27 protein-coding genes, 1 pseudogene and 1 other annotated feature are annotated in these 26,307 nt (G+C 54.5%); of the genes and pseudogenes, 19 read left to right on the forward strand and 9 right to left on the reverse strand.

Going from position 1 to position 26,307, the window contains the following annotated elements; genetic code table 11:
* Nucleotides 1-5 precede the first annotated feature (5 nt).
* The 3 genes from FHC51_RS14865 to pfkB all read right to left on the reverse strand — a co-directional run bounded on the left by FHC51_RS14865 (nt 6) and on the right by pfkB (nt 2,282).
* Nucleotides 6-866 (reverse strand): fructosamine kinase family protein, encoded by an 861-nt coding sequence (locus FHC51_RS14865; protein WP_103823847.1) that lies wholly within the window; start codon nt 864-866, stop codon nt 6-8.
* Between the two features lie 105 nt (nt 867-971).
* On the reverse strand, nt 972-1,262 hold the full coding sequence (gene ghoS, locus FHC51_RS14870; protein ID WP_103823848.1) for a type V toxin-antitoxin system endoribonuclease antitoxin GhoS: 291 nt from the start codon (nt 1,260-1,262) through the stop codon (nt 972-974).
* Nucleotides 1,263-1,349: 87 nt separating this feature from the next.
* The gene (gene pfkB, locus FHC51_RS14875) at nt 1,350-2,282 is read right to left on the reverse strand and encodes a 6-phosphofructokinase II (protein ID WP_220435901.1); all 933 of its coding nucleotides are present in this window, start codon (nt 2,280-2,282) and stop codon (nt 1,350-1,352) included.
* 292 nt (nt 2,283-2,574) lie between these two features.
* Between pfkB and FHC51_RS14880 the strand changes: the two genes are divergently transcribed.
* Both FHC51_RS14880 and FHC51_RS14885 read left to right on the forward strand, forming a co-directional pair.
* A complete protein-coding gene (locus FHC51_RS14880) occupies nt 2,575-3,333 on the forward strand; it encodes a YdiY family protein (RefSeq protein ID WP_114315230.1) in 759 nt (252 codons plus the stop codon).
* A 256-nt stretch (nt 3,334-3,589) separates the two neighbouring features.
* On the forward strand, nt 3,590-3,823 hold the full coding sequence (locus FHC51_RS14885; RefSeq protein ID WP_103823851.1) for a hypothetical protein: 234 nt from the start codon (nt 3,590-3,592) through the stop codon (nt 3,821-3,823).
* A gap of 187 nt (nt 3,824-4,010) precedes the next feature.
* Here FHC51_RS14885 and yniD read toward each other — a convergent pair whose 3' ends face one another.
* Nucleotides 4,011-4,118, reverse strand: coding sequence for a small membrane protein YniD (gene yniD, locus FHC51_RS14890; protein WP_103823852.1), 108 nt, complete (start codon nt 4,116-4,118; stop codon nt 4,011-4,013).
* A 99-nt stretch (nt 4,119-4,217) separates the two neighbouring features.
* On the reverse strand, nt 4,218-4,322 hold the full coding sequence (gene yncL / locus FHC51_RS14895; protein WP_309236337.1) for a stress response membrane protein YncL: 105 nt from the start codon (nt 4,320-4,322) through the stop codon (nt 4,218-4,220).
* Nucleotides 4,323-4,637: 315 nt separating this feature from the next.
* On the opposite strand from yncL, the gene thrS reads away from it, so the two are divergent.
* From thrS to FHC51_RS14955, 12 genes are all read left to right on the forward strand, one after another.
* Entirely contained in the window at nt 4,638-6,566 is a 1,929-nt protein-coding gene (thrS, locus tag FHC51_RS14900; protein WP_103823853.1) for a threonine--tRNA ligase, read from the forward strand.
* Between the two features lie 3 nt (nt 6,567-6,569).
* Nucleotides 6,570-7,112, forward strand: coding sequence for a translation initiation factor IF-3 (infC, locus tag FHC51_RS14905; protein WP_023616141.1), 543 nt, complete (start codon nt 6,570-6,572; stop codon nt 7,110-7,112).
* A gap of 97 nt (nt 7,113-7,209) precedes the next feature.
* A complete protein-coding gene (gene rpmI, locus FHC51_RS14910; RefSeq protein WP_001124225.1) occupies nt 7,210-7,407 on the forward strand; it encodes a 50S ribosomal protein L35 in 198 nt (65 codons plus the stop codon).
* A 50-nt stretch (nt 7,408-7,457) separates the two neighbouring features.
* Nucleotides 7,458-7,814, forward strand: coding sequence for a 50S ribosomal protein L20 (gene rplT / locus FHC51_RS14915; RefSeq protein ID WP_000124850.1), 357 nt, complete (start codon nt 7,458-7,460; stop codon nt 7,812-7,814).
* A gap of 117 nt (nt 7,815-7,931) precedes the next feature.
* Nucleotides 7,932-8,055, forward strand: a sequence feature (Phe leader region).
* Nucleotides 7,937-7,981, forward strand: a complete 45-nt coding sequence (pheM, locus tag FHC51_RS14920; RefSeq protein ID WP_001386830.1) for a pheST operon leader peptide PheM — start codon at nt 7,937-7,939, stop codon at nt 7,979-7,981. Its footprint overlaps the feature before it by 45 nt.
* A gap of 40 nt (nt 8,056-8,095) precedes the next feature.
* Nucleotides 8,096-9,079: a phenylalanine--tRNA ligase subunit alpha gene (gene pheS, locus FHC51_RS14925; protein ID WP_220435902.1), complete on the forward strand. Its 984-nt coding sequence runs from the start codon at nt 8,096-8,098 to the stop codon at nt 9,077-9,079.
* Nucleotides 9,080-9,094: 15 nt separating this feature from the next.
* Nucleotides 9,095-11,482, forward strand: coding sequence for a phenylalanine--tRNA ligase subunit beta (gene pheT / locus FHC51_RS14930; protein ID WP_114315228.1), 2,388 nt, complete (start codon nt 9,095-9,097; stop codon nt 11,480-11,482).
* 4 nt (nt 11,483-11,486) lie between these two features.
* Nucleotides 11,487-11,786: an integration host factor subunit alpha gene (ihfA, locus tag FHC51_RS14935; protein WP_006820203.1), complete on the forward strand. Its 300-nt coding sequence runs from the start codon at nt 11,487-11,489 to the stop codon at nt 11,784-11,786.
* A gap of 101 nt (nt 11,787-11,887) precedes the next feature.
* Nucleotides 11,888-12,868, forward strand: coding sequence for a vitamin B12 ABC transporter permease BtuC (gene btuC, locus FHC51_RS14940; protein WP_220435903.1), 981 nt, complete (start codon nt 11,888-11,890; stop codon nt 12,866-12,868).
* Nucleotides 12,869-12,903: 35 nt separating this feature from the next.
* The gene (locus FHC51_RS14945; protein WP_220435904.1) at nt 12,904-13,455 is read left to right on the forward strand and encodes a glutathione peroxidase; all 552 of its coding nucleotides are present in this window, start codon (nt 12,904-12,906) and stop codon (nt 13,453-13,455) included.
* Nucleotides 13,455-14,210, forward strand: coding sequence for a vitamin B12 ABC transporter ATP-binding protein BtuD (gene btuD, locus FHC51_RS14950; protein ID WP_220435905.1), 756 nt, complete (start codon nt 13,455-13,457; stop codon nt 14,208-14,210). Before FHC51_RS14945 ends, btuD begins: the two co-directional genes overlap by 1 nt.
* Nucleotides 14,211-14,282: 72 nt before the next feature.
* Complete coding sequence (locus FHC51_RS14955; protein WP_103179311.1) at nt 14,283-14,747, forward strand: NlpC/P60 family protein; 465 nt, start codon at nt 14,283-14,285, stop codon at nt 14,745-14,747.
* A gap of 72 nt (nt 14,748-14,819) precedes the next feature.
* Here the strand turns inward: FHC51_RS14955 and FHC51_RS14960 are convergent.
* A pseudogene (locus FHC51_RS14960) lies at nt 14,820-14,918 on the reverse strand (IS1 family transposase); the annotation flags it as partial.
* A gap of 113 nt (nt 14,919-15,031) precedes the next feature.
* Between FHC51_RS14960 and FHC51_RS14965 the strand changes: the two are divergent.
* Both FHC51_RS14965 and selO read left to right on the forward strand, forming a co-directional pair.
* Complete coding sequence (locus FHC51_RS14965; protein ID WP_220435906.1) at nt 15,032-15,259, forward strand: hypothetical protein; 228 nt, start codon at nt 15,032-15,034, stop codon at nt 15,257-15,259.
* Between the two features lie 64 nt (nt 15,260-15,323).
* On the forward strand, nt 15,324-16,766 hold the full coding sequence (gene selO / locus FHC51_RS14970) for a protein adenylyltransferase SelO (protein ID WP_220435907.1): 1,443 nt from the start codon (nt 15,324-15,326) through the stop codon (nt 16,764-16,766).
* A 33-nt stretch (nt 16,767-16,799) separates the two neighbouring features.
* Here selO and hemP read toward each other — a convergent pair whose 3' ends face one another.
* The 3 genes from hemP to FHC51_RS14985 all read right to left on the reverse strand — a co-directional run bounded on the left by hemP (nt 16,800) and on the right by FHC51_RS14985 (nt 19,227).
* On the reverse strand, nt 16,800-17,036 hold the full coding sequence (hemP, locus tag FHC51_RS14975; RefSeq protein ID WP_220435908.1) for a hemin uptake protein HemP: 237 nt from the start codon (nt 17,034-17,036) through the stop codon (nt 16,800-16,802).
* A gap of 157 nt (nt 17,037-17,193) precedes the next feature.
* The gene (aroH, locus tag FHC51_RS14980) at nt 17,194-18,240 is read right to left on the reverse strand and encodes a 3-deoxy-7-phosphoheptulonate synthase AroH (RefSeq protein ID WP_220435909.1); all 1,047 of its coding nucleotides are present in this window, start codon (nt 18,238-18,240) and stop codon (nt 17,194-17,196) included.
* Between the two features lie 153 nt (nt 18,241-18,393).
* The gene (locus FHC51_RS14985; protein WP_220435910.1) at nt 18,394-19,227 is read right to left on the reverse strand and encodes a pyruvate, water dikinase regulatory protein; all 834 of its coding nucleotides are present in this window, start codon (nt 19,225-19,227) and stop codon (nt 18,394-18,396) included.
* 338 nt (nt 19,228-19,565) lie between these two features.
* Between FHC51_RS14985 and ppsA the strand changes: the two genes are divergently transcribed.
* From ppsA to FHC51_RS15000, 3 genes are all read left to right on the forward strand, one after another.
* Nucleotides 19,566-21,944 (forward strand): phosphoenolpyruvate synthase, encoded by a 2,379-nt coding sequence (gene ppsA, locus FHC51_RS14990; RefSeq protein WP_103823861.1) that lies wholly within the window; start codon nt 19,566-19,568, stop codon nt 21,942-21,944.
* Between the two features lie 236 nt (nt 21,945-22,180).
* A complete protein-coding gene (locus FHC51_RS14995; protein WP_220435911.1) occupies nt 22,181-23,581 on the forward strand; it encodes an MFS transporter in 1,401 nt (466 codons plus the stop codon).
* Between the two features lie 3 nt (nt 23,582-23,584).
* Nucleotides 23,585-25,960 carry a glycoside hydrolase family 3 N-terminal domain-containing protein gene (locus FHC51_RS15000; protein WP_220435912.1) on the forward strand — a complete coding sequence of 792 codons (2,376 nt, stop codon included), beginning with the start codon at nt 23,585-23,587 and terminating at the stop codon, nt 25,958-25,960.
* Nucleotides 25,961-26,307: the final 347 nt, after the last annotated feature.

Genomic DNA, 26,307 nt, shown 5'->3' on the forward strand with positions numbered 1-26,307 from the left:
GCGCGTTATGCCGCCAGTACACGCTCCAGCGCTCGCTGCGCATTCACCATATGCTCCCCACCAAACAGAATGGCGCGGTTCATCAGCGTATAGAGCTGATACACCGGCTGCCTTTCCAGAAAATCTGCCGGCAGCGGGGATATCGACTGGTAGCCGTCGTAAATTTGTGGCGGCTGCTCAGGATGCAGCGGCAGCATGGCGAGATCGCACTCTCTGTCCCCCCAGTAGCAGGCCGGATCAAAGATATAGGGGCCATTCGGACCCAGCGCGCAGTTGTCCGACCATAAATCGCCATGCAGTAGCGAAGGCTGCGGCTGGTGTGAGGCCAGACGCTGCTGAATATGATCGACAATGGCGTCAATATTGCCGAACTCCAGTCCCTTTTCCGCCGCCAGTTCCAGCTGCCAGCCGATGCGCTGTTCGGCAAAGAAGGTTGACCAGCGTCGCTGCCAGGCGTTGGGTTGTGGAGTGGTGGAGAGATCGTTGTCAAAATCGAGGCCAAACTGCGGCTGCTCGCTCCACTGATGCAGGCGGGCGATCTGCTGCCCCAGAATAAAGGCATTGTGCGCGTCGAGCGGACGGGGAGGGAGATAGTCCATCACCAGAAAACTGTAGTCGCGATCGCTGCCTACGGCCCGGACTGTCGGGACAGATACGGTTTTGCTGCGGGAGAGCAGTTCCAGCTGATCGGCTTCTGCCGTGAATATCGGTAACAGCTCACGTTCGTCGCATTTCACGAAGAGATCGAGGCCCGCATAGCGCAGATGCCACGCGGCGTGGATTTCGCCCCCTGGCAGCTCATTACGCAGTTCAATTTCACCTTCGCCCAGCTGTTCACTTAAAAGATGACTGATAGCCTGCCACATGATCGCTCTCCCATGTTGTCTGCCAGATCATAAAGTTAGCGTGAAACTATGGTAAAAAAATACGAGCTAACGCACAGTTGGGCCGTTTGGTTGGCCCTGGGGCATTTATTGTTGCTCTTTATGCCAGTTTTCCCAGCGCGTGACTTCAACCTGCGGCTCTTTCCCGGTTGCGCTCTCAACCAGCCCCGACGCCAGCGCCTTCACCTCTTCTTCACTCAGCGGGGTAACCAGACCATAAGTATGGGTGCCCAGCTCATGCAGCGTGCCCTCATCGTCAGTCATGGTCAGTAAAAAACCTCCGCGGGTGAGGTTGTTGTTCATTTCGTTGAGCTCGGTCAGCGTATCTTCATGCACTTGAATGGTTACCACGTAGCGCGCGATCTCTCCACTGCTCATCATTCACCTCGTTGTTATCCCGAAATTTTTTAGCATAGTCGATTCATGCTATTTGTCGCCCTCGCCGGATAACCGGGAGGGCCGCCATTACGCATTTGCCAGATAGTTGAATATCTTCTGCGTATCTTCCAGCGAGCAGAGTCGGGTGCCGTGATTAATGGTTGCCGCGCTGCCTGCGGCCACGCCGTACTGGGTCATCTCCCGTAAGGATGCGCCCTGCGCCAGTTTCAGGGTCATGGCGCCGACCATGCTGTCACCTGCGCCGACGGTGCTCTGGCTTTTCATCGGTGGCGGTACCACTTGTACCGAGCCGGTTTCATCAACGGCCAGCGCCCCCTGCGGACCCAGGGAGACGACGACCCGCCGCGCTTTGCCGCTTTTCACTAACTCCTCGGCGGCCTTACGCACATCATCCGGCTGGCTGAGGTCACGATTGACCAGCGCGCTCAGCTCTTTCTGGTTGGGTTTAACCAGCTCAATATTGCCAAGCGTCAGCGCGGCGCTGAGCGCCTCCCCGGAGCTGTCGACAATGCAGCGAATGCCGTTCTGCTGGGCAGCGCGGATCAGCTGCGTCAGTTTTTCGGTTTTCACGCCGGGTGGCAGACTGCCGCTGATAACGAGCAATGCGCCGCTCTCGATGGCCAGCACTTTCTCTTCCAACTGGCGGAACTCATCTTCGCTTAGCGTCGCCCCAGGCATCACAAAGCGGTATTGCTCGTTAGAGGATTCAACGTGAACGTGCAGGTTTTGCCGGGTCCAGTCCTGAGCCTCAACCGTATCGACGGCGACCTGCTCGTCGGCGAGGAGTGAGACGAGATGTTCGCCCGTCGCACCGCCCGCGGGAAAGATGGCTGTGGCTTTTCCGCCCAGGTGCGTAATAGCCCGGGCGACGTTAATGCCGCCGCCGCCGGGCTCAAAGACCGGCACGCTGCAGCGGAGTTTACCTTCAGGATAGATTTGTGCCGTCAGGGTAGCGCTGTCCAGGGAAGGGGAGAGCGTCAACGTAAAAATACGATCCATGCTTATCTCCTGTAAGTGAGGTTTGCATTAAGCCTGGCACCGAACCCACAGAAGCGAAAGAAATAACAATATGATTTCTAATATAAATATCTTTACGTAACGTGACTGTTTTTTATAAATATTAGAGGGCTTTGAGATCGTTCTTATTCCAAAAATGAAACAAGAAATCATTGCTATGTTATTTGAGCCTTTTTATAATTTGTTACCTTTCCAAGGATCCCATGGCATTGATCCGCAAGAAAGTTTCCGGGACCGTAATGGTCTCTTTTTTTGTTGTACGGACTCTTTATAAATGAAGCTCTTAAAGACAGTACCCGCTGCGATGATGTTAGCGGGAGGCCTGCTTGCGTCAATGAATGCAGCAGCCGATGATTCCGTTTTTACTGTCATGGATGATCCCTCCACTGCACAGAAACCCTTCGAAGGCAACCTTAACGCAGGTTATCTGGCGCAATCGGGCAATACGAAAAGCTCTTCCCTGACTGCAGACACCACCCTGACCTGGTACGGCAACACGACCGCCTGGTCGCTGTGGGGTAATGCAAGCAATACCTCCTCTAACGATGAGCGTTCTTCCGAGAAATATGCGGTCGGTGGGCGTAGCCGTTACAACATGACCGACTATGACTATCTGTTTGGCCAGGCAAGCTGGTTAACCGATCGCTATAACGGCTATCGTGAGCGCGATGTCGCGACCGCCGGTTACGGTCGGCAGTTCCTGAACGGTCCGGTACACAGCTTCCGCTTTGAATTTGGTCCGGGCGTACGCTATGACGAATACACTGACGGCGACACGGAAACCCAGCCGCTGGGCTACGCGTCCGGAACCTATGCATGGCAGATGACCGAAAACGCGAAATTCAGCCAGGGCGTTTCTGTCTTTGGCGCTGACGACACTACCGTCAACTCCGAAACCGCGCTCAACGTGGCAATCAACGCCCATTTCGGGCTGAAAGTTGCATACAATGTGACCTGGAACTCTGAGCCGCCAGCGTCTGCGCCGGAACATACCGATCGCAGAACCACCGTCTCTCTGGGCTACAAAATGTAATTATCGCGGGCCAAGACTATATTGGCCCGTTTTTGATTTTTGTGCTGATAAATAATAAACGCCGTTTTAAAATATAGCGCTAGCCGATATCTCCATATTCTCTCCACAATTCCTCGCTTCGTTAACTATTCAATTTATTTGACACGAATTGATAAATATTTTGACTATGCAAAAGTGTGATCCAGATCTAAACTATGAACACAGGCTAGATATTGCCTTAAGTTGGTCTGTATTAATTCAGTAAGAGAAAAACATTATGAATAAAATCACAACTGCATCTGCAGCATTGGTGCTTTCTGCACTGTCATTCGGCGTATTTGCCGCTGACGCTGTATATAACTCTGCCAGTGACACCTCTACACAAATCGGCATTACCAAAGCCTCTGATGTAGAAGCCGGATCGAACATCGCCCCGGGCTCGCAATCTACCGGGCAATCCATGGATGACGCGTTCGACGTGCATAAACTGGTCGCCGGTGAATGGTCCTGATTGATTTGTCAGGTTACCTGAATTCATTTGCGGGCCGTTATTGCCACTAAAAAAAACCGGATTTTGACGTACCGGTTTTTTTATTTTTGTCGTTTTTGTAAAGTTACTTAAAACGAAGTTTTATATTCGCGCCATTATTAAAGACACGAGGCGAAATAACATTGTAGGTCAGGAGAAAGCGTTGCGATTATCCCCAAATCATTGCCGCCCAGCGTAATAACAGCATGGCAACGCAGATGGCGATTAACACAATCACCATCTTCCAGTGTTTTTTTGAAAAGCGTTTCGTTGGCATCCGATCATCCTTGTTCATTGATTCATGCAGTCTACCAAAGAACAAAGATAATTGCGCTTCACCGGGGTGCTAAATCCTCAGGCACCTGCAACAACCGCGTCAAAACCAGTGAAACTTATCTGCCAGAATCACGAGTAAGGCGGTGGCAGAAAGAATGTTCAGGATAACGACTGTTTTGCTGGATACGTTCATAATTTGCCCCATGGAATGTTGAAGGACCAGTTCAAGAATAGCTCAGCAACTCGCTATTGCGAGGAGCTGTCTGAAATTCCACGTCAAACTCATGCAAAAGTACTAACGCGTTCATTCTACCTGTAAAGGGTGTTTTCACACTTTTGTTAGTGTTACCATCTCCGGGCTGATCGTAAATTGTCATTTGTCTGATTTCGATCCTGTGCATGGTTGCGGGCCAATTTGACGATTGTTGGTCAGATGGTTTTGCAATTCACTGTAAATTAAAGATTATTTTCTTTGCATATGCTCTTATGTGTGGGGCATCACTGCAAATAAGGACATAAAATGCCTGTTATTACTCTTCCTGATGGCAGCCAACGCCATTTTGACCGCGCTGTAAGCCCAATGGATGTTGCGCTGGATATCGGCCCGGGACTGGCGAAAGCCACTATCGCTGGCCGCGTAGACGGTGAGCTGGTTGATGCTTCCGATTTAATTGAAAACGATGCGAAGCTGTCGATCATCACCGCGAAAGACGAAGAAGGTCTGGAGATCATTCGTCACTCCTGCGCGCACCTGCTCGGTCATGCGATCAAACAGCTGTGGCCTCACACCAAAATGGCAATCGGCCCGGTTATCGACAACGGCTTCTACTATGACGTTGACCTTGACCACACCCTGACCCAGGAAGATATCGAAGCCCTCGAAAAGCGTATGCACGAGCTGGCTGAGAGCAACTATGACGTCATTAAGAAGAAAGTGAGCTGGCACGAAGCGCGTGAAACCTTCGTGAAGCGTGGCGAAAGCTACAAAGTCACCATTCTTGACGAAAACATTGCTCATGATGATAAGCCTGGCTTGTATCATCATGAAGAATATGTCGACATGTGCCGTGGGCCGCACGTGCCGAACATGCGTTTCTGCCATCACTTCAAACTGATGAAGACCGCAGGTGCTTACTGGCGTGGCGACAGCAACAACAAGATGCTGCAACGCATCTACGGTACCGCCTGGGCCGACAAAAAAGCCCTGAATGCGTACCTGCAGCGCCTGGAAGAAGCAGCGAAGCGTGACCACCGTAAAATCGGTAAGCAGCTCGACCTGTATCATATGCAGGAAGAGGCGCCGGGTATGGTCTTCTGGCACAACGACGGCTGGACCATCTTCCGCGAGCTGGAAACTTTCGTGCGTTCCAAGCTGAAAGAGTACCAGTACCAGGAAGTGAAAGGCCCGTTCATGATGGACCGTGTGCTGTGGGAAAAAACCGGCCACTGGGACAACTACAAAGATGCGATGTTCACCACCTCTTCTGAGAACCGTGAATACTGCATCAAGCCGATGAACTGTCCGGGTCACGTTCAGATCTTTAACCAGGGTCTGAAATCCTACCGCGATCTGCCGCTGCGTATGGCGGAGTTCGGTAGCTGCCACCGTAACGAGCCATCAGGCGCGCTGCATGGCCTGATGCGTGTTCGTGGCTTTACGCAGGATGACGCGCACATCTTCTGTACTGAAGATCAGGTGCGTGATGAAGTTAACGCCTGTATTCGTATGGTCTACGATATGTACAGCACCTTTGGCTTCGAGAAGATCGTGGTCAAACTCTCAACTCGTCCTGAAAAACGTATCGGCAGTGACGAGACCTGGGATCGTGCTGAGGCGGACCTGGCCGTCGCGCTGGAAGAGAACGGTATCCCGTTTGAATACCAGCTGGGCGAAGGCGCATTCTACGGTCCGAAAATTGAATTTACCCTGTATGACTGCCTCGATCGTGCATGGCAATGCGGTACTGTACAGCTGGACTTCTCCCTGCCGCAGCGTTTAAGCGCCTCTTACGTTGGCGAAGACAACGAGCGTCAGGTTCCGGTAATGATTCACCGTGCGATTCTCGGTTCTCTGGAGCGCTTTATCGGCATCCTGACCGAAGAGTTCGCTGGCTTCTTCCCAACCTGGCTTGCGCCGGTGCAGGTAGTGGTGATGAACATTACCGATTCTCAGGCTGATTACGTTAAAGAATTGACGCAGAAACTACAAAATGCGGGCATTCGCGTAAAAGCAGACTTGAGAAATGAGAAGATTGGCTTTAAAATCCGCGAGCACACTTTACGTCGTGTCCCGTATATGCTGGTCTGTGGTGATAAAGAGGTGGAAGCAGGCAAAGTAGCCGTTCGCACCCGCCGTGGTAAAGACCTGGGCAGCCTGGACGTAAACGAAGTGATTGAGAAGCTGCAACAAGAGATTCGCAGCCGCAGTCTTCAACAACTGGAGGAATAAGGTATTAAAGGCGGAAAACGAGTTCAAACGGCACGTCCGAATCGTATCAATGGCGAGATTCGCGCCCAGGAAGTTCGCTTAACAGGTCTGGAAGGCGAGCAGCTGGGGATTGTGAGTCTGAGAGAAGCAATCGAAAAGGCTGAAGAAGCTGGAGTAGATTTAGTTGAAATCAGCCCTAACGCCGAACCGCCAGTTTGTCGTATCATGGACTACGGCAAGTTCCTTTATGAAAAGAGTAAGTCTTCTAAGGAACAGAAGAAGAAGCAAAAAGTTATCCAGGTTAAGGAAATTAAATTCCGTCCTGGTACCGACGATGGCGATTATCAGGTAAAACTCCGCAGCCTGATTCGCTTTCTGGAAGATGGCGATAAGGCCAAGATCACACTGCGTTTCCGCGGTCGTGAGATGGCCCACCAACAGATCGGTATGGAAGTGCTTAACCGCGTCCGTGACGATCTGAGTGAACTGGCAGTAGTCGAATCCTTCCCTACGAAGATCGAAGGCCGCCAGATGATCATGGTGCTCGCTCCTAAGAAGAAACAGTAAGGCCTTCAAGTAGCAATTCCTGTGGAGCCGACAGGTTTCGCAGGTTTTGTTCGCCTACGTTTCGTTTATTTAACAATGCGAAGTGGAAGTTATTAAAATGCCAAAAATTAAGACCGTACGCGGTGCTGCTAAGCGCTTCAAAAAAACCGGTAAAGGTGGTTTTAAGCACAAGCACGCTAACCTGCGTCACATTCTGACTAAGAAAGCTACCAAGCGTAAACGTCACCTGCGTCCAAAAGCCATGGTTTCTAAAGGCGATCTGGGGCTGGTAATCGCGTGCCTGCCGTACGCATAAGTCGTTAACGTTTAACTTTTTTAACTTAGAATAGATACAGGAGAGCACACATGGCTCGCGTAAAACGTGGTGTAATTGCACGTGCACGTCACAAGAAAATTTTGAAACAAGCTAAAGGCTACTACGGTGCGCGTTCACGCGTATACCGCGTTGCCTTCCAGGCTGTTATCAAAGCAGGTCAGTACGCTTACCGTGACCGTCGTCAGCGTAAGCGTCAGTTCCGTCAACTGTGGATTGCGCGTATCAACGCAGCAGCACGTCAGAACGGTATTTCTTACAGCAAATTCATCAACGGCCTGAAAAAAGCCTCTGTTGAAATCGACCGTAAGATCCTGGCTGACATCGCCGTATTCGACAAAGTAGCGTTCACCGCTCTGGTCGAAAAAGCGAAAGCAGCTCTGGCATAAGCCAGTTGAAAGGGGGAGCTTTGCTCCCTCTTTTCGTTTCAACAGCATCAAAAAATTGACAATTTTCTGGCGACCCTTTTCAATAGGGCGACAGGTTCCATACCACACAAGGTAACGCAAGCATGAATGCTGCTATTTTCCGCTTCTTCTTTTACTTTAGCACCTGACATCAGGAGGCTAGCGCGTGAAAGACGAAACGGAAAACAGCGCCAGAAAGCCTCCTGATGGAGGCTTTTTTCGTATCTGCCGCTTGTAAATATCGCTACATAACGAGGAAAACCATGTCACATCTCGCAGAGCTGGTTGCCAGTGCAACGGCCGCCATTAACCAGGCCTCAGATGTTGCCGCGTTAGACAATGTCCGCGTGGAATATCTGGGCAAGAAAGGGCAATTGACCCTTCAAATGACTACCCTGCGTGAATTGCCGCCAGAAGAGCGCCCGGCTGCAGGTGCGGTAATTAACGAAGCCAAAGAGCAGGTTCAGCAGGCGCTGAACGAGCGTAAAAACGCGCTGGAAAGCGCTGCGCTGAACGCCCGTCTGGCTGCAGAAACCATCGACGTCTCCCTGCCGGGTCGTCGTATTGAAAACGGTGGCCTGCACCCGGTTACGCGGACTATCGACCGCATTGAAAGTTTCTTCGGTGAGCTCGGCTTTACCGTGGCGTCCGGCCCGGAAATCGAAGACGATTACCATAACTTCGATGCCCTGAATATCCCAGGCCATCACCCGGCACGTGCTGACCACGACACTTTCTGGTTCGATGCTACCCGTCTGCTGCGTACCCAGACCTCTGGCGTGCAGATCCGCACCATGAAAGAGAAGCAGCCGCCAATCCGCATTATCGCGCCGGGCCGCGTCTATCGTAACGACTACGATCAGACCCACACCCCAATGTTCCATCAGATGGAAGGGCTGATCGTGGATAAAAACATCAGCTTTACCAACCTGAAAGGCACTCTGCACGACTTCCTGAGCAACTTCTTTGAAGAAGATCTGCAGATCCGTTTCCGTCCTTCCTACTTCCCGTTCACTGAACCTTCTGCCGAAGTCGACGTGATGGGTAAAAACGGCAAATGGCTGGAAGTGCTGGGCTGCGGCATGGTGCACCCGAACGTCCTGCGTAATGTCGGCATCGACCCGGAAGTTTACTCCGGCTTTGCGTTCGGTATGGGGATGGAGCGTCTGACCATGCTGCGTTATGGCGTGACCGACTTACGTGCATTCTTCGAAAACGATTTGCGTTTCCTCAAACAGTTTAAATAAGGGCAGGACAGAACAATGAAATTCAGTGAACTGTGGTTACGCGAATGGGTAAACACCGCGCTCGACAGCGAGGCGCTCTCTAACCAGATCACCATGGCAGGCCTGGAAGTGGACGGCGTTGAGCCGGTTGCAGGCGCGTTTAATGGCGTGGTTGTGGGTGAAGTCGTGGAGTGCGGCCAGCACCCGAATGCAGACAAGCTGCGTGTTACCAAAGTAAACGTGGGCGGCGAACGCCTGCTGGATATCGTCTGCGGTGCGCCAAACTGCCGTCAGGGCCTGAAGGTAGCCGTGGCGACCGTCGGCGCGGTGCTGCCTGGCGATTTCAAAATTAAAGCGGCGAAACTGCGCGGCGAGCCCTCTGAAGGCATGCTGTGCTCTTTCTCTGAGCTGGGTATTTCTGACGACCACTCTGGCATCATTGAGCTGCCAGCAGATGCACCGATCGGTACCGACCTGCGCGAATACCTGAAGCTTGATGACAACACCATCGAAATCAGCGTGACCCCGAACCGTGCTGACTGCTTAGGCATTATCGGCGTTGCGCGCGACGTCGCTGTGCTGAACCAGACCGAACTGAACGTGCCAGAGATTGCACCGGTTGCTGCCACCATCAACGATACCGTATCGATTCAGGTTGACGCACCGGATGCCTGTCCGCGCTACCTTGGCCGTGTGGTTAAAGGCATTAACGTGAAGGCACCCACTCCGCTGTGGATGAAAGAGAAGCTGCGCCGCTGCGGTATTCGCTCCATCGATGCGGTGGTTGATGTGACCAACTACGTCCTGCTGGAGCTCGGTCAGCCGATGCATGCGTTCGATAAAGATCGCATCGAAGGCGGCATTGTGGTTCGTATGGCGAAAGAGGGCGAGACCCTGGTTCTGCTGGACGGCAGCGAAGCCAAACTCAATGCCGACACGCTGGTGATTGCCGACCACGGCCAGGCGCTGGCGATGGGCGGGATCTTTGGCGGCGACCACTCCGGGGTGAACGATGAAACCCAGAACGTGCTGCTGGAATGTGCCTTCTTCAGCCCGCTCTCCATTACCGGTCGCGCACGTCGTCACGGCCTGCATACCGACGCGTCTCACCGCTATGAGCGCGGCGTGGATCCAGCGCTGCAGTACAAAGCCATGGAGCGCGCTACCCGCCTGCTGATCGACATCTGCGGTGGGGAAGCCGGTCCGGTTGTTGATGTGACCAGCGAGGCGCATCTGCCGAAGCCTGCGACCATTACCCTGCGCCGCAGCAAGCTGGACCGCCTGATTGGCCACCACATTGCCGATGCGCAGGTGAGCGACATTCTGCGTCGTCTGGGCTGTGAAGTGACCGAAGGCCAGGACCAGTGGACAGCCGTTGCGCCAAGCTGGCGTTTCGATATGGAGATCGAAGAAGATCTGGTGGAAGAGGTGGCCCGCGTTTACGGCTACAACAACATCCCTGATGAGCCGGTGCAGGCAGGCCTGGTGATGGGCTCCCATCGCGAAGCCGACCTCTCTCTGAAGCGTGTGAAAACCATGCTGAACGATAAAGGCTACCAGGAAGTGATCACCTACAGCTTCGTTGACCCGAAAGTGCAGCAGCTGATCCATCCGGGCCAGGAAGCGCTGATCCTGCCAAGCCCAATCTCCAGCGAGATGTCCGCCATGCGCCTGTCGCTGCTGACCGGCCTGCTGGGCACCATCGTCTACAACCAGAACCGTCAGCAGAGCCGCGTGCGCATTTTCGAAACCGGTCTGCGCTTTGTGCCGGACACTCAGGCGAGCCTGGGTATCCGTCAGGATCTGATGCTGGCGGGCGCTATCTGCGGCAACCGCTATGAGGAGCACTGGGATCTCAGCAAAAACAGCGTTGATTTTTACGACCTGAAAGGCGATCTGGAATCGGTGCTGGATCTGACCGGTAAATTGTCTGAAATTGAGTTCCGTGCTGAAGCCATTCCGGCGCTGCATCCGGGACAAAGTGCCGCGATTTATCTGAAAGGTGAACGCGTTGGTTTCATTGGTGTTGTGCATCCGGAACTGGAACGCAAACTCGATCTCAATGGCCGTACACTGGCGTTTGAACTGGAGTGGAACAAGGTCGCAGACCGCGTCATTCCTCAGGCTCAGGAGATTTCTCGCTTCCCGGCAAACCGTCGTGATATCGCAGTTGTGGTGGCTGAAAATGTGCCTGCCGCAGATATTTTGGCCGAATGTAAGAAAGTTGGCGTAAATCAGGTAGTTGGCGTAAACTTATTTGACGTGTACCGCGGCAAGGGCGTGGCAGAGGGCTTTAAGAGCCTGGCTATCAGTCTGATCCTTCAGGATACCAGCCGTACACTCGAAGAAGAGGAGATTGCCGCTACCGTTGCCAAATGTGTAGAGGCATTAAAAGAGCGATTCCAGGCATCATTGAGGGATTGAACCTATGGCGCTTACAAAAGCTGAAATGTCCGAATATCTGTTTGATAAGCTTGGGCTTAGCAAACGGGATGCCAAAGAGCTGGTTGAGCTGTTTTTCGAAGAGATCCGTCGCGCTCTGGAAAACGGTGAGCAGGTGAAACTCTCCGGCTTTGGTAACTTTGATTTGCGCGACAAGAATCAACGTCCGGGTCGTAACCCGAAGACGGGTGAGGATATTCCCATTACGGCTCGCCGCGTGGTGACCTTCAGACCCGGCCAGAAGTTAAAAAGCCGTGTCGAAAATGCTTCACCCAAAGCAGAGTGAGATGATCTAACTAAAAAGGCCGCGAAAGCGGCCTTTTTTCTTTGCGCTGCTGTAAACCCACCGTAAAATCAATTACATCTTTTTCCCGCAAAATGATTCCAATGTCTGAATTTGCCCGTCTGCAATACCGTTCCGATCTGCGTAAAGTGCTCTTACTGCTGCTGGCGCTGTTCACCGCGCTGGGCTTGAGCCTCTGCGCGGGCGATCAATGGATCGGGCCGCAGTCGTGGTTTACGCCGCAGGGGGAGCTGTTTATCTGGCAGATCCGACTGCCGCGAACCCTGGCCGTGGTGCTGGTGGGCGCTGCGCTGGCGCTAAGCGGGACAATCATGCAGGCGCTGTTTGATAACCCGCTGGCGGAGCCTGGCCTGTTGGGCGTTTCGAACGGGGCGGGAGTCGGATTGATTGCCGCTGTGATGCTGGGTGGGGGAGCCCTGTCCGGATGGGAACTGAGTCTCTGCGCTATTGCCGGGGCACTCATCATTACCCTTATTCTGTTGCGCTTCGCCCGTCGTCATCTCTCAGTGAGCCGTCTGCTGCTTGCCGGAGTGGCGCTGGGCATCATCTGTAGCGCCCTGATGACCTGGGCGGTCTATTTTTCTACCTCATTTGATTTGCGCCAGCTGATGTACTGGATGATGGGCGGCTTCGGTGGCGTGAATTGGGAACAGGGCTGGCTGATGCTGTTGCTGGTGCCTGCCATCGTCTGGGGCTGCTTTCAGGCCGCGCCGCTGAACATTCTGGCGCTGGGCGAAGTCTCTGCTCGCCAGCTTGGATTGCCGCTAACCTTCTGGCGCAACATTCTGGTGATCGCCATTGGCTGGATGGTGGGCGTGAGCGTGGCGCTGTCTGGCGCCATCGGCTTTATCGGCCTTGTTATCCCCCATATGCTGCGTTTGTGTGGCATCACCGACCATCGGTTGCTGCTGCCTGCTGCGGTCGTGACAGGCGGCGCTACGCTGCTTATTGCCGACATCATTGCGCGTCTGGCACTGACCGCGGCAGAGTTGCCGATTGGTGTTGTCACCGCTACGCTGGGAGCACCGGTATTTATCTGGCTATTATTAAAAGCTGGCCGCTAAGGCTGCCACTCTGAACATCAACCTGAGGGAATGTTATGCCGAACGATATTCTGAACACCGAAGTGACGACCATTGATGGAGAAAAGACCACTCTGGAAAGCTACAAAGGCAAAGTGCTGCTGGTGGTTAACGTGGCCTCTAAATGCGGTTTGACGTCCCAGTACGAGCAGCTGGAAGCGATGCAAAAGGCATGGGAAAAAGAGGGGCTCAGCGTGCTGGGCTTCCCGTGCAATCAGTTCCTCGGCCAGGAGCCTGGCAGCGAAGAAGAGATCAAAACATTCTGCAGCACAACCTATGGCGTAACCTTCCCGATGTTCAGCAAAGTGGATGTTAATGGTGAGAATCGCCATCCGATTTATCAGAAGCTGATTGCGGCAGCACCAACCGCCGTGGCGCCAGAAGGTAGCGGTTTTTATGAGCGTATGGCCAGCAAAGGCCGCGCACCGCTCTCTCCGGACGACATCCTGTGGAACTTTGAGAAGTTCCTGATCGGTCGTGACGGGAACGTGATTCAGCGCTTCTCACCGGATATGACCCCAGACGATCCGGCCATCACCTCTGCGGTTGAAAAGGCGCTGGCCAGCTAATGACCGTCCTGATGCAGCTCAGCGCCGTAGCGGTGAAAGGGCGGCTGGGCCCGCTCGATATCGCCGTTAATAGCGGGGAGATCGTTCATCTTGTCGGGCCGAACGGTGCCGGGAAAAGCACGCTGCTCTCCCGTATGGCGGGTTTAACCGGTGGTGAAGGGGAGATTACCTTGTTGGGGGAACCCCTCTCACGCTGGTCGCCCACGTCGCTGGCCAGCCGCAGGGCATATCTGGCGCAGCAGCAAACTGCGCCGTTCGCCATGCCGGTCTGGCACTATCTGACGCTGCATCAGCACAATAGCCCGCAAAAAACGCTGTTAAGTGACGTGGCAGCGATGCTGGGTATTGAAGATAAGCTGTCCCGCCACGTCAGCCAGCTTTCGGGTGGAGAGTGGCAGCGCGTGCGGCTGGCAGCGGTGATCCTGCAAATCCATCCCCAGGGCAATCCGCACGGTCAACTGCTGTTGCTGGATGAACCCATGACCAGTCTCGATGTGGCCCAGCAGGTGGCGCTCGACAGAGCGTTAAGCGCGCTGTCACAGCAGGGCGTTGCGGTGGTCATGAGCAGCCACGATCTCAACCATACGCTACGCCACGCGCATCGCGTCTGGCTGCTGAAGCGGGGGCAGCTCATTGCCAGCGGGGCGCGTGACGTCGTGCTGACGCCTCCGAATCTGGCGAAAGCGTATGAGATGTCTTTCCGCCGTCTGGACATCGAAGGTCACAGAATGATTATTTCGACGTCACAGGAATAACCGCTTGTTGCACAGCGACATATTCACAGGCTAAATTACAGAAAATTCAAAAAATCAGAGGATTCGTCGGGAATGCGATTCTGTTTTCTCCTGGTAGCCGCGCTATTTCTTGCAGGATGCAGCAGTCATCGCGCACCGCCGCCCAACGCGCGGCTGTCTGATTCTATAGCCGTGATTGCAGGCCTTAACGATCAGCTCCATAGCTGGGGGGGCACGCCTTATCGCTACGGTGGCATGACCCGCGGTGGGGTGGACTGCTCGGGGTTTGTCCTGCTGACGTTTCGTGACAAGTTTGCCCTGCAGTTGCCGCGTGAAACGCGCCAGCAGGCGACAATAGGCACCGAAATTGATAAAGACGATCTCTTACCGGGCGATCTGGTCTTCTTTAAAACCGGTTCCGGAGAAAGCGGCTTGCATGTCGGGATATACGATACTGATAACCAATTTATACACGCCTCGACCAGCCGCGGCGTGATGCGTTCGTCTCTTAATAACGTCTACTGGCGCAAAAATTTCTGGCAAGCCCGGCGCATTTAACCCCGTCGCGCCAGTCGGGCGCGACGCAGCTTTCCTTTTAAATGAGATTCGTTTCTGGGTAATGACTCCAACTTACTGATAGTGTTTTATGTTCAGATAATGCCCGATGACCTTGTCATGCAGCTCCACCGATTTTGAGAACGACAGTGACTTCCGTCCCAGCCTTGCCACGCACCACGCCTTCAGTAGCGGAGCAGGAAGGACATCTGATGGAAATGGAAGCCACGCAAGCACCTTAAAATCACCATCATACACTAAATCAGTAAGTTGGCAGCATTACCCGCGTGGCGCTGGATAAAAATTTCATACAGAATCATCTTACTGAAAATACCTTCGATCCTTTTTTACGGGCTATCTTTGCCCAGGTATCACCGTACTGTCAGTCGCTGATGGTAGCGGGCGTTAATGATGAGATCGTCTTGCAACGGCTGTCGGCTTACGGCTTCAGTGCCATGCAGGGTAACCTGTGGCCTGCCGTCCCCCTTGAGCGGATCACATCGCTGGTGCAGTGATAACCTTGGTCTTAACCGGTGTTTAACATCTGACAAACCCACTACACTAAAAGCAGGAGGACCTATGACCCTGTCTTTTACCGCGCACTGGCATGATGAACTACCCGGTTTTTACACGGCCCTGAAACCCACGCCCCTGAACAATGCCCGTCTAATCTGGCATAACACGGCGCTGGCAGACGAACTGGCAATCCCGGCCTCGCTCTTTACCCCTGAACAAGGCGCTGGTGTCTTTGGCGGCGAAACACTGCTGCCGGGCATGCAGCCGCTGGCGCAAGTCTACAGCGGGCACCAGTTCGGCGTCTGGGCCGGACAACTGGGAGACGGGCGGGGGATCCTGCTTGGCGAACAGCAGCTTGCCAATGGACAAACAATGGACTGGCACCTGAAAGGCGCCGGACTCACGCCATACTCGCGTATGGGCGATGGCCGCGCCGTGCTGCGCTCCACCATCCGCGAAAGCCTGGCTTCCGAGGCGATGCATGCTCTGGGCATTCCCACTACCCGCGCACTGTCGATTGTCACCAGCGATACCCCCGTCGCGCGTGAGACGATGGAGCAGGGGGCCATGCTCATCCGTGTTGCCCAGAGCCATGCCCGTTTCGGCCATTTTGAACACTTCTACTATCGCCGCGAGCCGGAGAAAGTCCGCCAGCTGGCAGATTTTGTTATTCGTCACCACTGGCCGCAGTGGCAGGACGAGGCCGATAAGTACATTCTCTGGTTCCGCGACGTGGTGGCGCGTACCGCATCCCTGATCGCCAGCTGGCAGACGGTGGGCTTTGCTCACGGCGTAATGAATACCGATAACATGTCGATCCTCGGGCTGACTATCGATTATGGCCCGTACGGTTTCCTCGACGACTATCAGCCAGGTTATATCTGCAACCACTCCGACTATCAGGGGCGTTACAGCTTTGATAACCAGCCTGCTGTCGGGCTGTGGAACCTGCAGCGTCTGGCCCAGTCCCTGTCGCCGTTCATTGATGTTGAAGCGCTCAACGACGCGCTGGATGGCTACCAGGAGGTGCTCCTGCAGCAATACGGCAAACTGATGCGCCGCAAGCTGGGGCTGATGACCGAGGAGAAGGGCGATAACACCCTCCTGAATAACCTGTTTGCGCTGATGGCTCGCGAAGGCAGCGACTACACCCGCACCTTACGCATGCTGGGGCAAACCGAGCAGCAGAGCGCCGCTTCGCCGCTACGCGATGAGTTTATCGACCGTCAGGCCTTTGATGACTGGTTTGCGATTTACCGCGCGCGCCTGCAGCAGGAGAACGTTGCCGACGATGTGCGTCAGGCCCAAATGAATGCCGTCAACCCGGCGATGGTGCTGCGTAACTGGCTGGCGCAGCGGGCGATAGAGCAGGCCGAAAAAGGCGATTACGCTGAGCTTCACCGCCTGCATAAGGCCCTTCGGACGCCGTTTGCTGACCGTAACGATGACTATATCAGCCGCCCGCCGGACTGGGGCAAGCGGCTTGAGGTAAGTTGCTCAAGCTAAGGCGCGAGAAAACCGGCTGCGGTGGCGAAGAGGTTATTTTGTGAGGATGAGTTTTCCGGCATGTGTCTGGCGCAACAGGTAGTGCTGACCATGATGCTCGATGATGACGCGTCCCTCTTTGCCCAGCAGCTGTTTACTGTCGATACGGCGATCGGTCGCCTCCGGGGCCGGCGCTGTTTTGTCTTCATGACGGGCAAGCGTTGCTGCAGTGTTATCCATACGTGACATATAAATTTTTAAAATAGCAATCAATGTAACATTGATAATCATTATCGATAAACTGACCGGTTCAGCAACTGTTTTTGTGAGAAAAAGTAAGGGGCTTGAGAGATGCGCCCAGAAAAAAAGCCCGGTGGTGCTTATCTTACCGGGCCTACGGTAGGGGTTTGTAGGCCGGGTAAGGCGTAGCCGCCACCCGGCGCAGGTGCTAAAAGCGTGAGTCCACCGCCGCCGCAAGTCTATCCAGCAGCACTTCAGTATCTTCCCAGCTCAGGCAAGGATCGGTAATTGACTGGCCGTAAGTAACAGGCTGGCCGACCACCACTTTTTGCGTACCTTCGCGCAGGAAACTTTCGGCCATCACCCCGGCAATGGCGCTGGAGCCGTTGCGGATCTGCTGGCAAACCTCGTCGCAGACATCAAGCTGGCGACGGTGCTGTTTCTGGCAGTTACCGTGGCTAAAATCCACTACCAGCTGTTCCGGCAGGTCGAACTCCCGCAGGGTATCGCAGGCTTCCGCGATATCCTGCGGATGATAGTTCGGCTGTTTGCCGCCGCGCATAATGATGTGACCGTAGGGGTTGCCGCTGGTCTGATAGATGGTCATCTGACCATTCTTGTCCGGCGACAGGAACATATGGCTGGCGCGGGCGGCGCGGATGGCATCTACTGCGATGCGGGTATTGCCGTCGGTGCCGTTTTTAAAGCCCACCGGGCAGGAGAGCGCCGAGGCCATTTCACGGTGGATCTGGCTTTCGGTGGTACGGGCGCCAATCGCTCCCCAGCTGATGAGATCGGCAATAAACTGTCCGGTCACCATATCGAGAAATTCAGTGGCGGTCGGCACGCCAAGCTCGTTGACCTGCAACAGCAGTTTGCGTGCCAGCTGGATGCCGTGATTGACCCGGTAGCTGCCGTTTAAATCGGGGTCCGAAATCAGCCCCTTCCAGCCTACCACCGTGCGCGGCTTCTCAAAGTAGGTTCGCATCACGATCTCCAGCCGTGACTGGTGCTTATCCCGGAGTCCTTTCAGGCGCTGGGCGTAGTCCATCGCCGCGTCGAGGTCGTGAATAGAGCAGGGACCTACAATCACCAGCAGGCGGCGATCGTCCCCATTAAGGATTTTTTCAATACGTTTACGTGACGTTGTCACGTGCTCGGCCACTGCCGCAGAAACAGGGTACCGCTGGGCCAGCTCTGCTGGCGTCACCAGGCTATCGATACGCGCTGTGCGGAGTTCATCGGTTTTATTCATGGTATTTCTCAGAATGTAGTGCTTCATCGGTAACTTACCGGGAAGTGATGGGCATCACCTTAAACCAATCCCCGCTGATTTCAAGTGCAGGGCACAGACGTGCCCTGTAATGGGGAGCGAGTATAAAGGATTATGAACTAATGTACTAGCCTGTTAGTACATGCGGCGATTCAGGCCCATAATATCGAGAATTTTGGTGGCGATCTCTTCAACCGAATAGTTGGTGCTGTTCAGACACGGAATATTGTTTTTGCGGTACAGGGCTTCGACTTCAGCCACCTCCATACGGCACTGGCGCATGGAGGCGTAGCGGCTGTTTTCCCGGCGCTCTTCACGGATGGCCGCCAGGCGTTCCGGGTTAATGGTCAGACCAAACAGCTTATGTTGCAGGGGTTTTAACGCCGCCGGGAGTACCAGATTATCCATATCATCGGCAATAAAGGGGTAGTTGGCGGCGCGGATCCCGAACTGCATCGCCAGATAGAGGCTGGTAGGGGTCTTACCGCAGCGCGACACGCCGAGCAGAATGACCTGGGCCTGATCGAGATTACGCAGTGAGATACCGTCATCATGGGCGAGGGTGTAATCGATGGCGGCGATACGCGCGTCATATTTAGTGATATTCGCCGGGTTCAGGCCATGGGTACGGTGCGCCACCGGGGTGGGATCCAGTTTCATCTCCTGCTGTAGTGGGGCCACCAGCGCCTGGACGATATCCTGGCAAAAGCCTTCGCTCTGTAAAATGATCTGGCGAATCTTCGGGATCACAATCGAATAGAAGACCAGCGGGCGCACGCCGGTCTGCTGAAAAATGGCATCGATTTGATCTTTCACTGCTCTGGCGCGGCTCTCATTTTCCACAAACGGCAGGGTGATGCTGTTAATGGAAACCGGGAACTGCGACATCACCGCATGGCCCAGTACTTCGGCGGTGATGGCCGTACCATCGGAAATATAAAAAACGTGGCGATCGACAGCATTATCCATTTTGCACACTCGGTATATCAGATGTAATTGACTGAAAGCATAAATTAAAAAAGTAAAATACAACAGGCAATGTACGCTGGAAAATAAAAATGAAACGCTATTTTTATTTTAATTGAAAGGGGTGTTTCATTTTTCAAAATCACACTAAAGTCTGAGTATTTTTGTGGGAATCCATAAGAATCATCAGGTTAGCATTTAAGCGGGAAGAGTCTGAAAAGCTAAAAAATAAAAGTGCTTACACGATTCACCGTTTTTTTAGTGCGAATAAATATGACAGTATAAATACGCAGTAAGGAACTTCTTAAAACCCGTTCATATATCATAAAAGGATTGTTTCGATGTCCAACAATGGCTCGTCACCGCTGGTGCTTTGGTATAACCAACTCGGCATGAATGATGTAGACAGAGTTGGAGGCAAAAATGCCTCCCTGGGTGAAATGATTACAAATCTGTCCAGTATGGGTGTCTCCGTACCGAATGGATTTGCTACCACCGCCGATGCTTTTAACTATTTTCTGGATCAAAGCGGCGTAAACCAGCGCATTTACGAACTACTGGATAATACGGACATTGATGATGTCTCCGAGCTTGCTAAAGCCGGGGCTCAGATCCGCCAGTGGATCATCGACACACCTTTCCAGCCTGAACTGGAAAAAGCCATTCACGACGCCTATAACCAGCTTTCCGCTGACGATGCGCAGGCCTCCTTTGCCGTGCGCTCCTCTGCGACCGCAGAAGATATGCCGGATGCCTCCTTCGCCGGACAGCAGGAGACCTTCCTCAACGTGCAGGGCTACGATGCGGTGCTGGTGGCGGTAAAACATGTGTTTGCCTCCCTGTTTAACGACCGCGCAATCTCCTATCGTGTGCATCAGGGTTATGACCACCGCGGCGTTGCGCTGTCGGCGGGCGTGCAGCGCATGGTGCGTTCAGACCTGGCCTCATCAGGTGTGATGTTCTCTATTGATACCGAATCGGGTTTCGATCAGGTGGTCTTTATCACCTCTGCCTGGGGTCTGGGCGAGATGGTGGTGCAGGGTGCTGTCAACCCTGACGAATTCTATGTTCACAAGCCAACCCTGGCCGCGGATCGGCCGGCTATCGTGCGCCGCACTATGGGGTCGAAAAAGATCCGCATGGTTTACGCCCCGACCCAGGAGCACGGCAAACAGGTTCGTATTGAAGATGTGCCGCAGGAACAGTGCGACCGCTTCTCGCTGACCGATGCCGAGGTGCAGGAGCTGGCGAAGCAGGCGGTGCAGATTGAGAAGCACTATGGCCGTCCGATGGATATCGAATGGGCCAAAGACGGTAATACCGGCAAACTGTTCATCGTCCAGGCGCGCCCGGAAACCGTCCGTTCCCGCGGCCAGGTGATGGAGCGATACACCCTGCATGCCCAGGGCAAAATCATCGCTGAAGGCCGTGCCATCGGCCACCGTATCGGCGCAGGCCCGGTGAAAGTGATCCACGACATCAGTGAAATGAACCGTATCCAGCCGGGCGATGTGCTGGTTACCGACATGACCGACCCGGACTGGGAACCGATCATGAAAAAGGCCTCGGCGATTGTCACCAACCGTGGCGGTCGAACCTGTCACGCGGCGATCATTGCCCGTGAGCTGGGTATTCCGGCGGTTGTCGGCTGTGGGGACGCCACGGAACGCATGAAGGACGATGAGAACGTCACCGTCTCCTGCGCCGAAGGCGACACCGGTTATGTCTACGCGGAGCTGCTGGACTTCAGCGTGAAGAGTTCCAGCGTAGATACCATGCCGGATCTGCCGCTGAAGATCATGATGAACGTCGGCAACCCGGACCGGGCGTTTGACTTCGCCTGCCTGCCAAACGAAGGTGTTGGTCTGGCGCGTCTGGAGTTCATCATCAACCGTATGATCGGGGTTCACCCGCGTGCGCTGCTGGAGTTCGATGACCAGGATCAGAAGCTGCAAAAAGAGATCCGCGAGATGATGAAGGGCTACGACTCGCCGAAAGAGTTCTACGTTGGCCGTCTGGCTGAAGGGATTGCGACGCTGGGTGCGGCCTTCTTCCCGAAACGCGTCATCGTGCGTCTCTCTGACTTCAAATCTAACGAATATGCCAACCTGGTGGGCGGCGAGCGTTACGAACCAGAAGAAGAGAACCCGATGCTGGGCTTCCGTGGCGCCGGTCGTTATGTCTCTGACAGCTTCCGCGACTGCTTTGCCCTGGAGTGCGAAGCGGTGAAACGCGTGCGTAACGATATGGGGCTGACTAACGTTGAGATCATGGTGCCGTTCGTGCGTACCGTGGATCAGGCGAAAGCGGTCATTGACGAACTGGCGCGTCAGGGGCTGAAGCGCGGCGAGAACGGGCTCAAAATCATTATGATGTGTGAGATCCCGTCCAACGCCCTGCTGGCAGAACAGTTCCTTGAGCACTTCGACGGCTTCTCTATCGGCTCGAACGATATGACGCAGCTGGCGCTGGGTCTGGATCGTGACTCTGGCGTCGTCTCTGCGCTGTTTGATGAGCGTAACGAGGCGGTCAAAGCGCTGCTGTCGATGGCCATCCGCGCCGCGAAGAAGCAAGGTAAGTACGTGGGTATCTGTGGTCAGGGACCTTCCGACCATGAAGATTTTGCGGCATGGCTGATGGAAGAGGGGATCGACAGCCTGTCCCTCAACCCGGACACCGTAGTACAAACCTGGCTGAGCCTGGCCGAACTTAACAAGTAACATTCAGGTTCTGCACGATAAAAGGTGAGGATATTGATCCTCACCTTTTTTATTTTCCCCGAGACTTGCTCTCCATCACAAATAAATCAAAAAACTAAATATCATAATTTGTCTGTTAATTTAGACAATTGTTAGCAGGCAAGGCGTTGCTAATAATTGAGCCTCGAATGCGCACGAATCTGATTCTTGCGCAGCTGGTTGAAATAATTTTAACCTGATAAAAAGGCTCATTAAAAATGACAATTTCCTCTGTATTGAGTACGAAGGATAAAATAGGCTATGGATTAGGTGATATGGCCAGCGCGCTGGTGTGGCAAACGGCGACGTTATTTTTGGCCTACTTTTATACCGATGTTTTTGGTCTGCCTGCGGCCATTATGGGTACCATGTTTTTAGTCGTCAGGGTAGTGGATGCCTTTGTCGATCCCTGTATTGGGGCGCTGGTCGATCGCACCCATACCCGCCACGGTCGTTTCCGCCCCTGGCTGCTCTGGTTCGCCATTCCGTTTGGCGTCAGTTGCCTGATTACCTTCTATGTACCGGACGTAGGCGCCACGGCAAAAATTGTTTATGCCTGCGTCACCTACGCCATTTTAAGCCTTATCTACTCCGCCATTAATGTGCCTTACTGCGCAATGCCCGGCGCTCTGACGCTGGATCCGCGCGAGCGCCACTCCCTGCAATCCTGGCGTTTTGGTTTGTCGTTTATCGGCGGCCTGATCGTCACGGTTATCGCCTTACCGCTGGTCTCTTATTTAGGCAATGACAATGTTCAGAAGGGCTATTTTTATGCCATGAGCCTTATGGGGTTATTAGGCATTATCTTATTCTTCTGCTGTTTCTTTATGACCCGCGAACGTTATTCTCCCCGTAATGACACCTCGGGCTCAATGCTGACGGATTTAAAATTGCTGGCCGGAAATAGCCAGTGGCGAATCGTTTTTCTGTTCAATATTCTCCTGCTCACCGCGGTGGTCACGCGTGGATCAGCAACGATGTATTACGTGAAATATGTTCTGCTGCGCCCTGAGCTGATTTTTGCTTTTATTGTCTCCGGGATGGTGGCTTCGCTGAGCGGCGCTTTATTATCCGAACGCCTGCTGGGGAAATTTGACCGGGTTCGCGCATATCAGTGGACCATTATTACCTTCGTTATTTTTGGCGCACTGATCTTCTTCATTCCGCCTTCCCAGGTCTGGCTGATCTTTGGTTTGAATATCATCTTTAGCTTCATACAAAACCTGACCACGCCGCTCCAGTGGACCATGTTCTCGGACGTGGTGGACTACGAAGAGCATCGCAGCGGCCGCCGGCTCGACGGGCTGGTGTTCTCTACCGCGCTGTTCGCCATCAAATTTGGCCTTGCGCTGGGCGGTGCCGTGGTGGGCTGGGTGCTGGGGATGGTGGATTACGCGCCGGGAGAGGCCACCCAGACCCCGCACGTGCTCTCTACGATAAACGCCTTGTTCACGCTGATCCCCTGCGGCCTGTTTATTTGCATGGTGCTGCTGCTGGCGGTCTACAAGCTCAACAGCCGACTGGTGGATAACATTGCGCGTGAACTCGCCAGCAAACGTGAAACCCGTAACGAGGCTGGGCACCTCAGCCCGGCAATTCATTCCGCAATTCAGGAGTAACTGATGACTGCTATTTACAAGGATGCGGGCCGTCCCGTGCAGGAGCGCGTCGCCGACTTACTGGCGCGCATGACCCCGGAAGAGAAATTTGCCCAGATGCACGCCTACTGGCTGATCCTCGATGAGAACGGTAACCACCGTGAGCGTAGCGATCTGAGCGATGAATTTGCCGGTGTAAGTGAACAGGCCGCCCTGAGCGAACGCCTGAAACTGGGCGTCGGGCAGATCACCCGTCCGCTGGGCACCCACATCGTTGATGCCAGAACCGGCGTGCGTGCCGCTAATCGTCTGCAACGCATGATGATGGAGGAGACGCGGCTCGGTATACCGGCGCTATTCCACGAGGAGTGCCTGGTGGGGCTGCTGTGTAAAGACGCCACCCTGTTTCCCTCCTCGCTGAACTACGGTTCAACCTGGGATCCGGAGCTGGTGCAGCGTGCCGCTGAACAGATAGGTAAAGAGGCCCGCTCGGTTGGCTGCCAACAGGGGCTGGCGCCGGTGCTGGACGTCTCCCGCGACGTACGCTGGGGCCGTACAGAAGAGACCTTTGGCGAGGATCCGTGGCTGGTGGGGGTGATGGCAACAGCATATGTGAAGGGCTTGCAGGGCGATAAACGCGATCTGCTGGCGACCCTCAAGCACTATGTTGGCCACTCCTTTAGCGAAGGGGCGCGCAACCACGCCCCGGTTCATCTTGGTTTCAGCGAACTCAACGACACCTTCCTGCTGCCCTTTGAGATGGCGGTTAAGCTGGCGAATGCCGGATCAGTAATGCCGGCTTATCACGATATTGATAATCAACCCGGCCACAGCGACCATTTCCTGCTCACCACCGTGCTACGCGAGCAGTGGGGCTTTGACGGCATCATCGTGGCGGATTACGGCGGTGTGAGTCTGTTGCATCAGCATCATGGGGTGTCCCACGATGCAGCCGAATCGGCCGCACTGGCCTTTAACGCCGGGCTGGACGTCGAACTGCCAAAAGATGACTGCGCCCGACATCTGGCCGGGGCGGTGGAGCGGGGCCTGATCACCATGGAGAAAGTGGATGAGATCGTTGCCCGCGTGCTGACCGAAAAATTCCGCCTTGGTCTCTTTGAACATCCGTATGCCGACGAAAACGCCATTGACCTGCAAAGTGACGAGACTCGCCGGGTGGCCCGCGAGGTGGCGACGCGCTCGCTCACCCTGCTGGAGAACCGCGGCGTACTGCCTCTCTCCGGCAAACCTCGCGTGGCGGTGGTTGGGCCCACGGCGAACGATCCGCTGGCGCTGTTAAGTGGCTACAGCTTCCCGGTCCATTTGATCATCAGTGACATGGTGGAAGAGACCGCCCAAGTGACTACCCCGCTGCAGGCGCTGAAACACTACCTGGGCGAGGCCCACGTTCAGTATGCGCAAGGGTGTCATATCATCGAAAAACGTATGGCGGGGGCCCCGGTTTTCCCGGGGGACAGCAGCGGCAAACCGATGCAGCAGTCGCCTGTTTCGCAGGATACCCACCTTATCCCGCAAGCCGTGCGGGTCGCCAACGACAGCGATGTGGTAGTGGCATGCGTGGGGGACCTGGCGGGCCTGTTCCAGAGCGGCACCGTGGGTGAGGGTTCGGATACGGACAGCCTGAATCTGCCCGGCGTACAGCAGCAGTTGCTGGAGGCGCTGGTGGCGACCGGTAAACCGGTGATCGTGGTGATGACGGGAGGGCGGCCATACAACCTGCAGGGGCTGGAAGATCGCGTCGCGGCCCTGATGATGGCCTGGGCGCCGGGTCAGGAAGGCGGCTGGGCCATCGCCGATGTACTGACCGGGCGGACAGAGCCACAGGGCAGGCTGGTAGTCAGCGTACCGAAAAGCGCGGGGGCAATGCCTTTCTACTACAACCACAAGCTGAAAAGCGGCGGTACGCCGTTCGCCTTCCACTTTGGGGCTCGCTATCCCTTTGGCTATGGCCTGGGCTGGACGACCTTCAGCTGGGGAGCCGCACGGCTGGCTGAGAGCAGTGTGCCCGTCGACGGCGAAGTGACGCTGAGCATCGACGTGAAAAACAGCGGCGAGCGCAGCGGGAGCGAAGTGGTCCAGGTTTACGTCCGGGATAAAGTTGCCAGCCAGGTGCGGCCGTTGCAGGAGCTAAAAGCCTTCCAGCGTGTCACGCTGTCTCCGGGTGAAAGCGCCACGCTCACCTTTACGCTGCCAGTGGATCTCTTCAACTTTACGCGGCGGGACGGCAAACGCGTTGTCGAACCGGGTAAGTTTGAGCTGAAGGTTGGGGCATCATCGGCGGATATTCGCGAGGTGGTGACGGTGAACGTGACCGGTGAGCCGCGGGTGCTGAAGGGGGAGTGGAAGATGCTTAGCGGATGCTCAGTGAACCAGTTATAACGTAAGTGAGCTTACCCTGGTTCTTAATCAGGGTAAGCCCAAATTAAGTGATTAAAAAAATCCTCTTTTTTCCTTGAATAGCACTAATCCCTCAAAAAAACGGTTCGTATAGGAATAATCTTACGCGCCTGAAATATGCCCTGTGCCGCAAAATAGATCATGCTCAAATATTGCGCAATTATTGGCGGCACTTAATTCGCAAGGGCCTGTTTATCGTTAATAGAATGTCTAAAATGGGTAATGCTGCCAACTTACTGATTTAGTGTATGATGGTGATTTTAAGGTGCTTGCGTGGCTTCCATTTCCATCAGATGTCCTTCCTGCTCCGCTACTGAAGGCGTGGTGCG

Origin of the sequence: Leclercia sp. EC_58, from assembly GCF_019584355.1 — a bacterium.
Lineage (GTDB): Bacteria > Pseudomonadota > Gammaproteobacteria > Enterobacterales > Enterobacteriaceae > Enterobacter.

Bases quoted from the DNA above. Each gene is read 5' to 3' on its own strand.
- FHC51_RS14865 (WP_103823847.1), bottom strand. From the start codon at position 866: ATGTGGCAGGCTATCAGTCATCTTTTAAGTGAACAGCTGGGCGAAGGT.
- ghoS (WP_103823848.1), bottom strand. From the start codon at position 1,262: ATGAGCAGTGGAGAGATCGCGCGCTACGTGGTAACCATTCAAGTGCAT.
- pfkB (WP_220435901.1), bottom strand. From the start codon at position 2,282: ATGGATCGTATTTTTACGTTGACGCTCTCCCCTTCCCTGGACAGCGCT.
- FHC51_RS14880 (WP_114315230.1), top strand. From the start codon at position 2,575: ATGAAGCTCTTAAAGACAGTACCCGCTGCGATGATGTTAGCGGGAGGC.
- FHC51_RS14885 (WP_103823851.1), top strand. From the start codon at position 3,590: ATGAATAAAATCACAACTGCATCTGCAGCATTGGTGCTTTCTGCACTG.
- yniD (WP_103823852.1), bottom strand. From the start codon at position 4,118: ATGCCAACGAAACGCTTTTCAAAAAAACACTGGAAGATGGTGATTGTG.
- yncL (WP_309236337.1), bottom strand. From the start codon at position 4,322: ATGGGGCAAATTATGAACGTATCCAGCAAAACAGTCGTTATCCTGAAC.
- thrS (WP_103823853.1), top strand. From the start codon at position 4,638: ATGCCTGTTATTACTCTTCCTGATGGCAGCCAACGCCATTTTGACCGC.
- rpmI (WP_001124225.1), top strand. From the start codon at position 7,210: ATGCCAAAAATTAAGACCGTACGCGGTGCTGCTAAGCGCTTCAAAAAA.
- rplT (WP_000124850.1), top strand. From the start codon at position 7,458: ATGGCTCGCGTAAAACGTGGTGTAATTGCACGTGCACGTCACAAGAAA.
- pheS (WP_220435902.1), top strand. From the start codon at position 8,096: ATGTCACATCTCGCAGAGCTGGTTGCCAGTGCAACGGCCGCCATTAAC.
- pheT (WP_114315228.1), top strand. From the start codon at position 9,095: ATGAAATTCAGTGAACTGTGGTTACGCGAATGGGTAAACACCGCGCTC.
- ihfA (WP_006820203.1), top strand. From the start codon at position 11,487: ATGGCGCTTACAAAAGCTGAAATGTCCGAATATCTGTTTGATAAGCTT.
- btuC (WP_220435903.1), top strand. From the start codon at position 11,888: ATGTCTGAATTTGCCCGTCTGCAATACCGTTCCGATCTGCGTAAAGTG.
- FHC51_RS14945 (WP_220435904.1), top strand. From the start codon at position 12,904: ATGCCGAACGATATTCTGAACACCGAAGTGACGACCATTGATGGAGAA.
- btuD (WP_220435905.1), top strand. From the start codon at position 13,455: ATGACCGTCCTGATGCAGCTCAGCGCCGTAGCGGTGAAAGGGCGGCTG.
- FHC51_RS14955 (WP_103179311.1), top strand. From the start codon at position 14,283: ATGCGATTCTGTTTTCTCCTGGTAGCCGCGCTATTTCTTGCAGGATGC.
- selO (WP_220435907.1), top strand. From the start codon at position 15,324: ATGACCCTGTCTTTTACCGCGCACTGGCATGATGAACTACCCGGTTTT.
- hemP (WP_220435908.1), bottom strand. From the start codon at position 17,036: ATGATTATCAATGTTACATTGATTGCTATTTTAAAAATTTATATGTCA.
- aroH (WP_220435909.1), bottom strand. From the start codon at position 18,240: ATGAATAAAACCGATGAACTCCGCACAGCGCGTATCGATAGCCTGGTG.
- FHC51_RS14985 (WP_220435910.1), bottom strand. From the start codon at position 19,227: ATGGATAATGCTGTCGATCGCCACGTTTTTTATATTTCCGATGGTACG.
- ppsA (WP_103823861.1), top strand. From the start codon at position 19,566: ATGTCCAACAATGGCTCGTCACCGCTGGTGCTTTGGTATAACCAACTC.
- FHC51_RS14995 (WP_220435911.1), top strand. From the start codon at position 22,181: ATGACAATTTCCTCTGTATTGAGTACGAAGGATAAAATAGGCTATGGA.
- FHC51_RS15000 (WP_220435912.1), top strand. From the start codon at position 23,585: ATGACTGCTATTTACAAGGATGCGGGCCGTCCCGTGCAGGAGCGCGTC.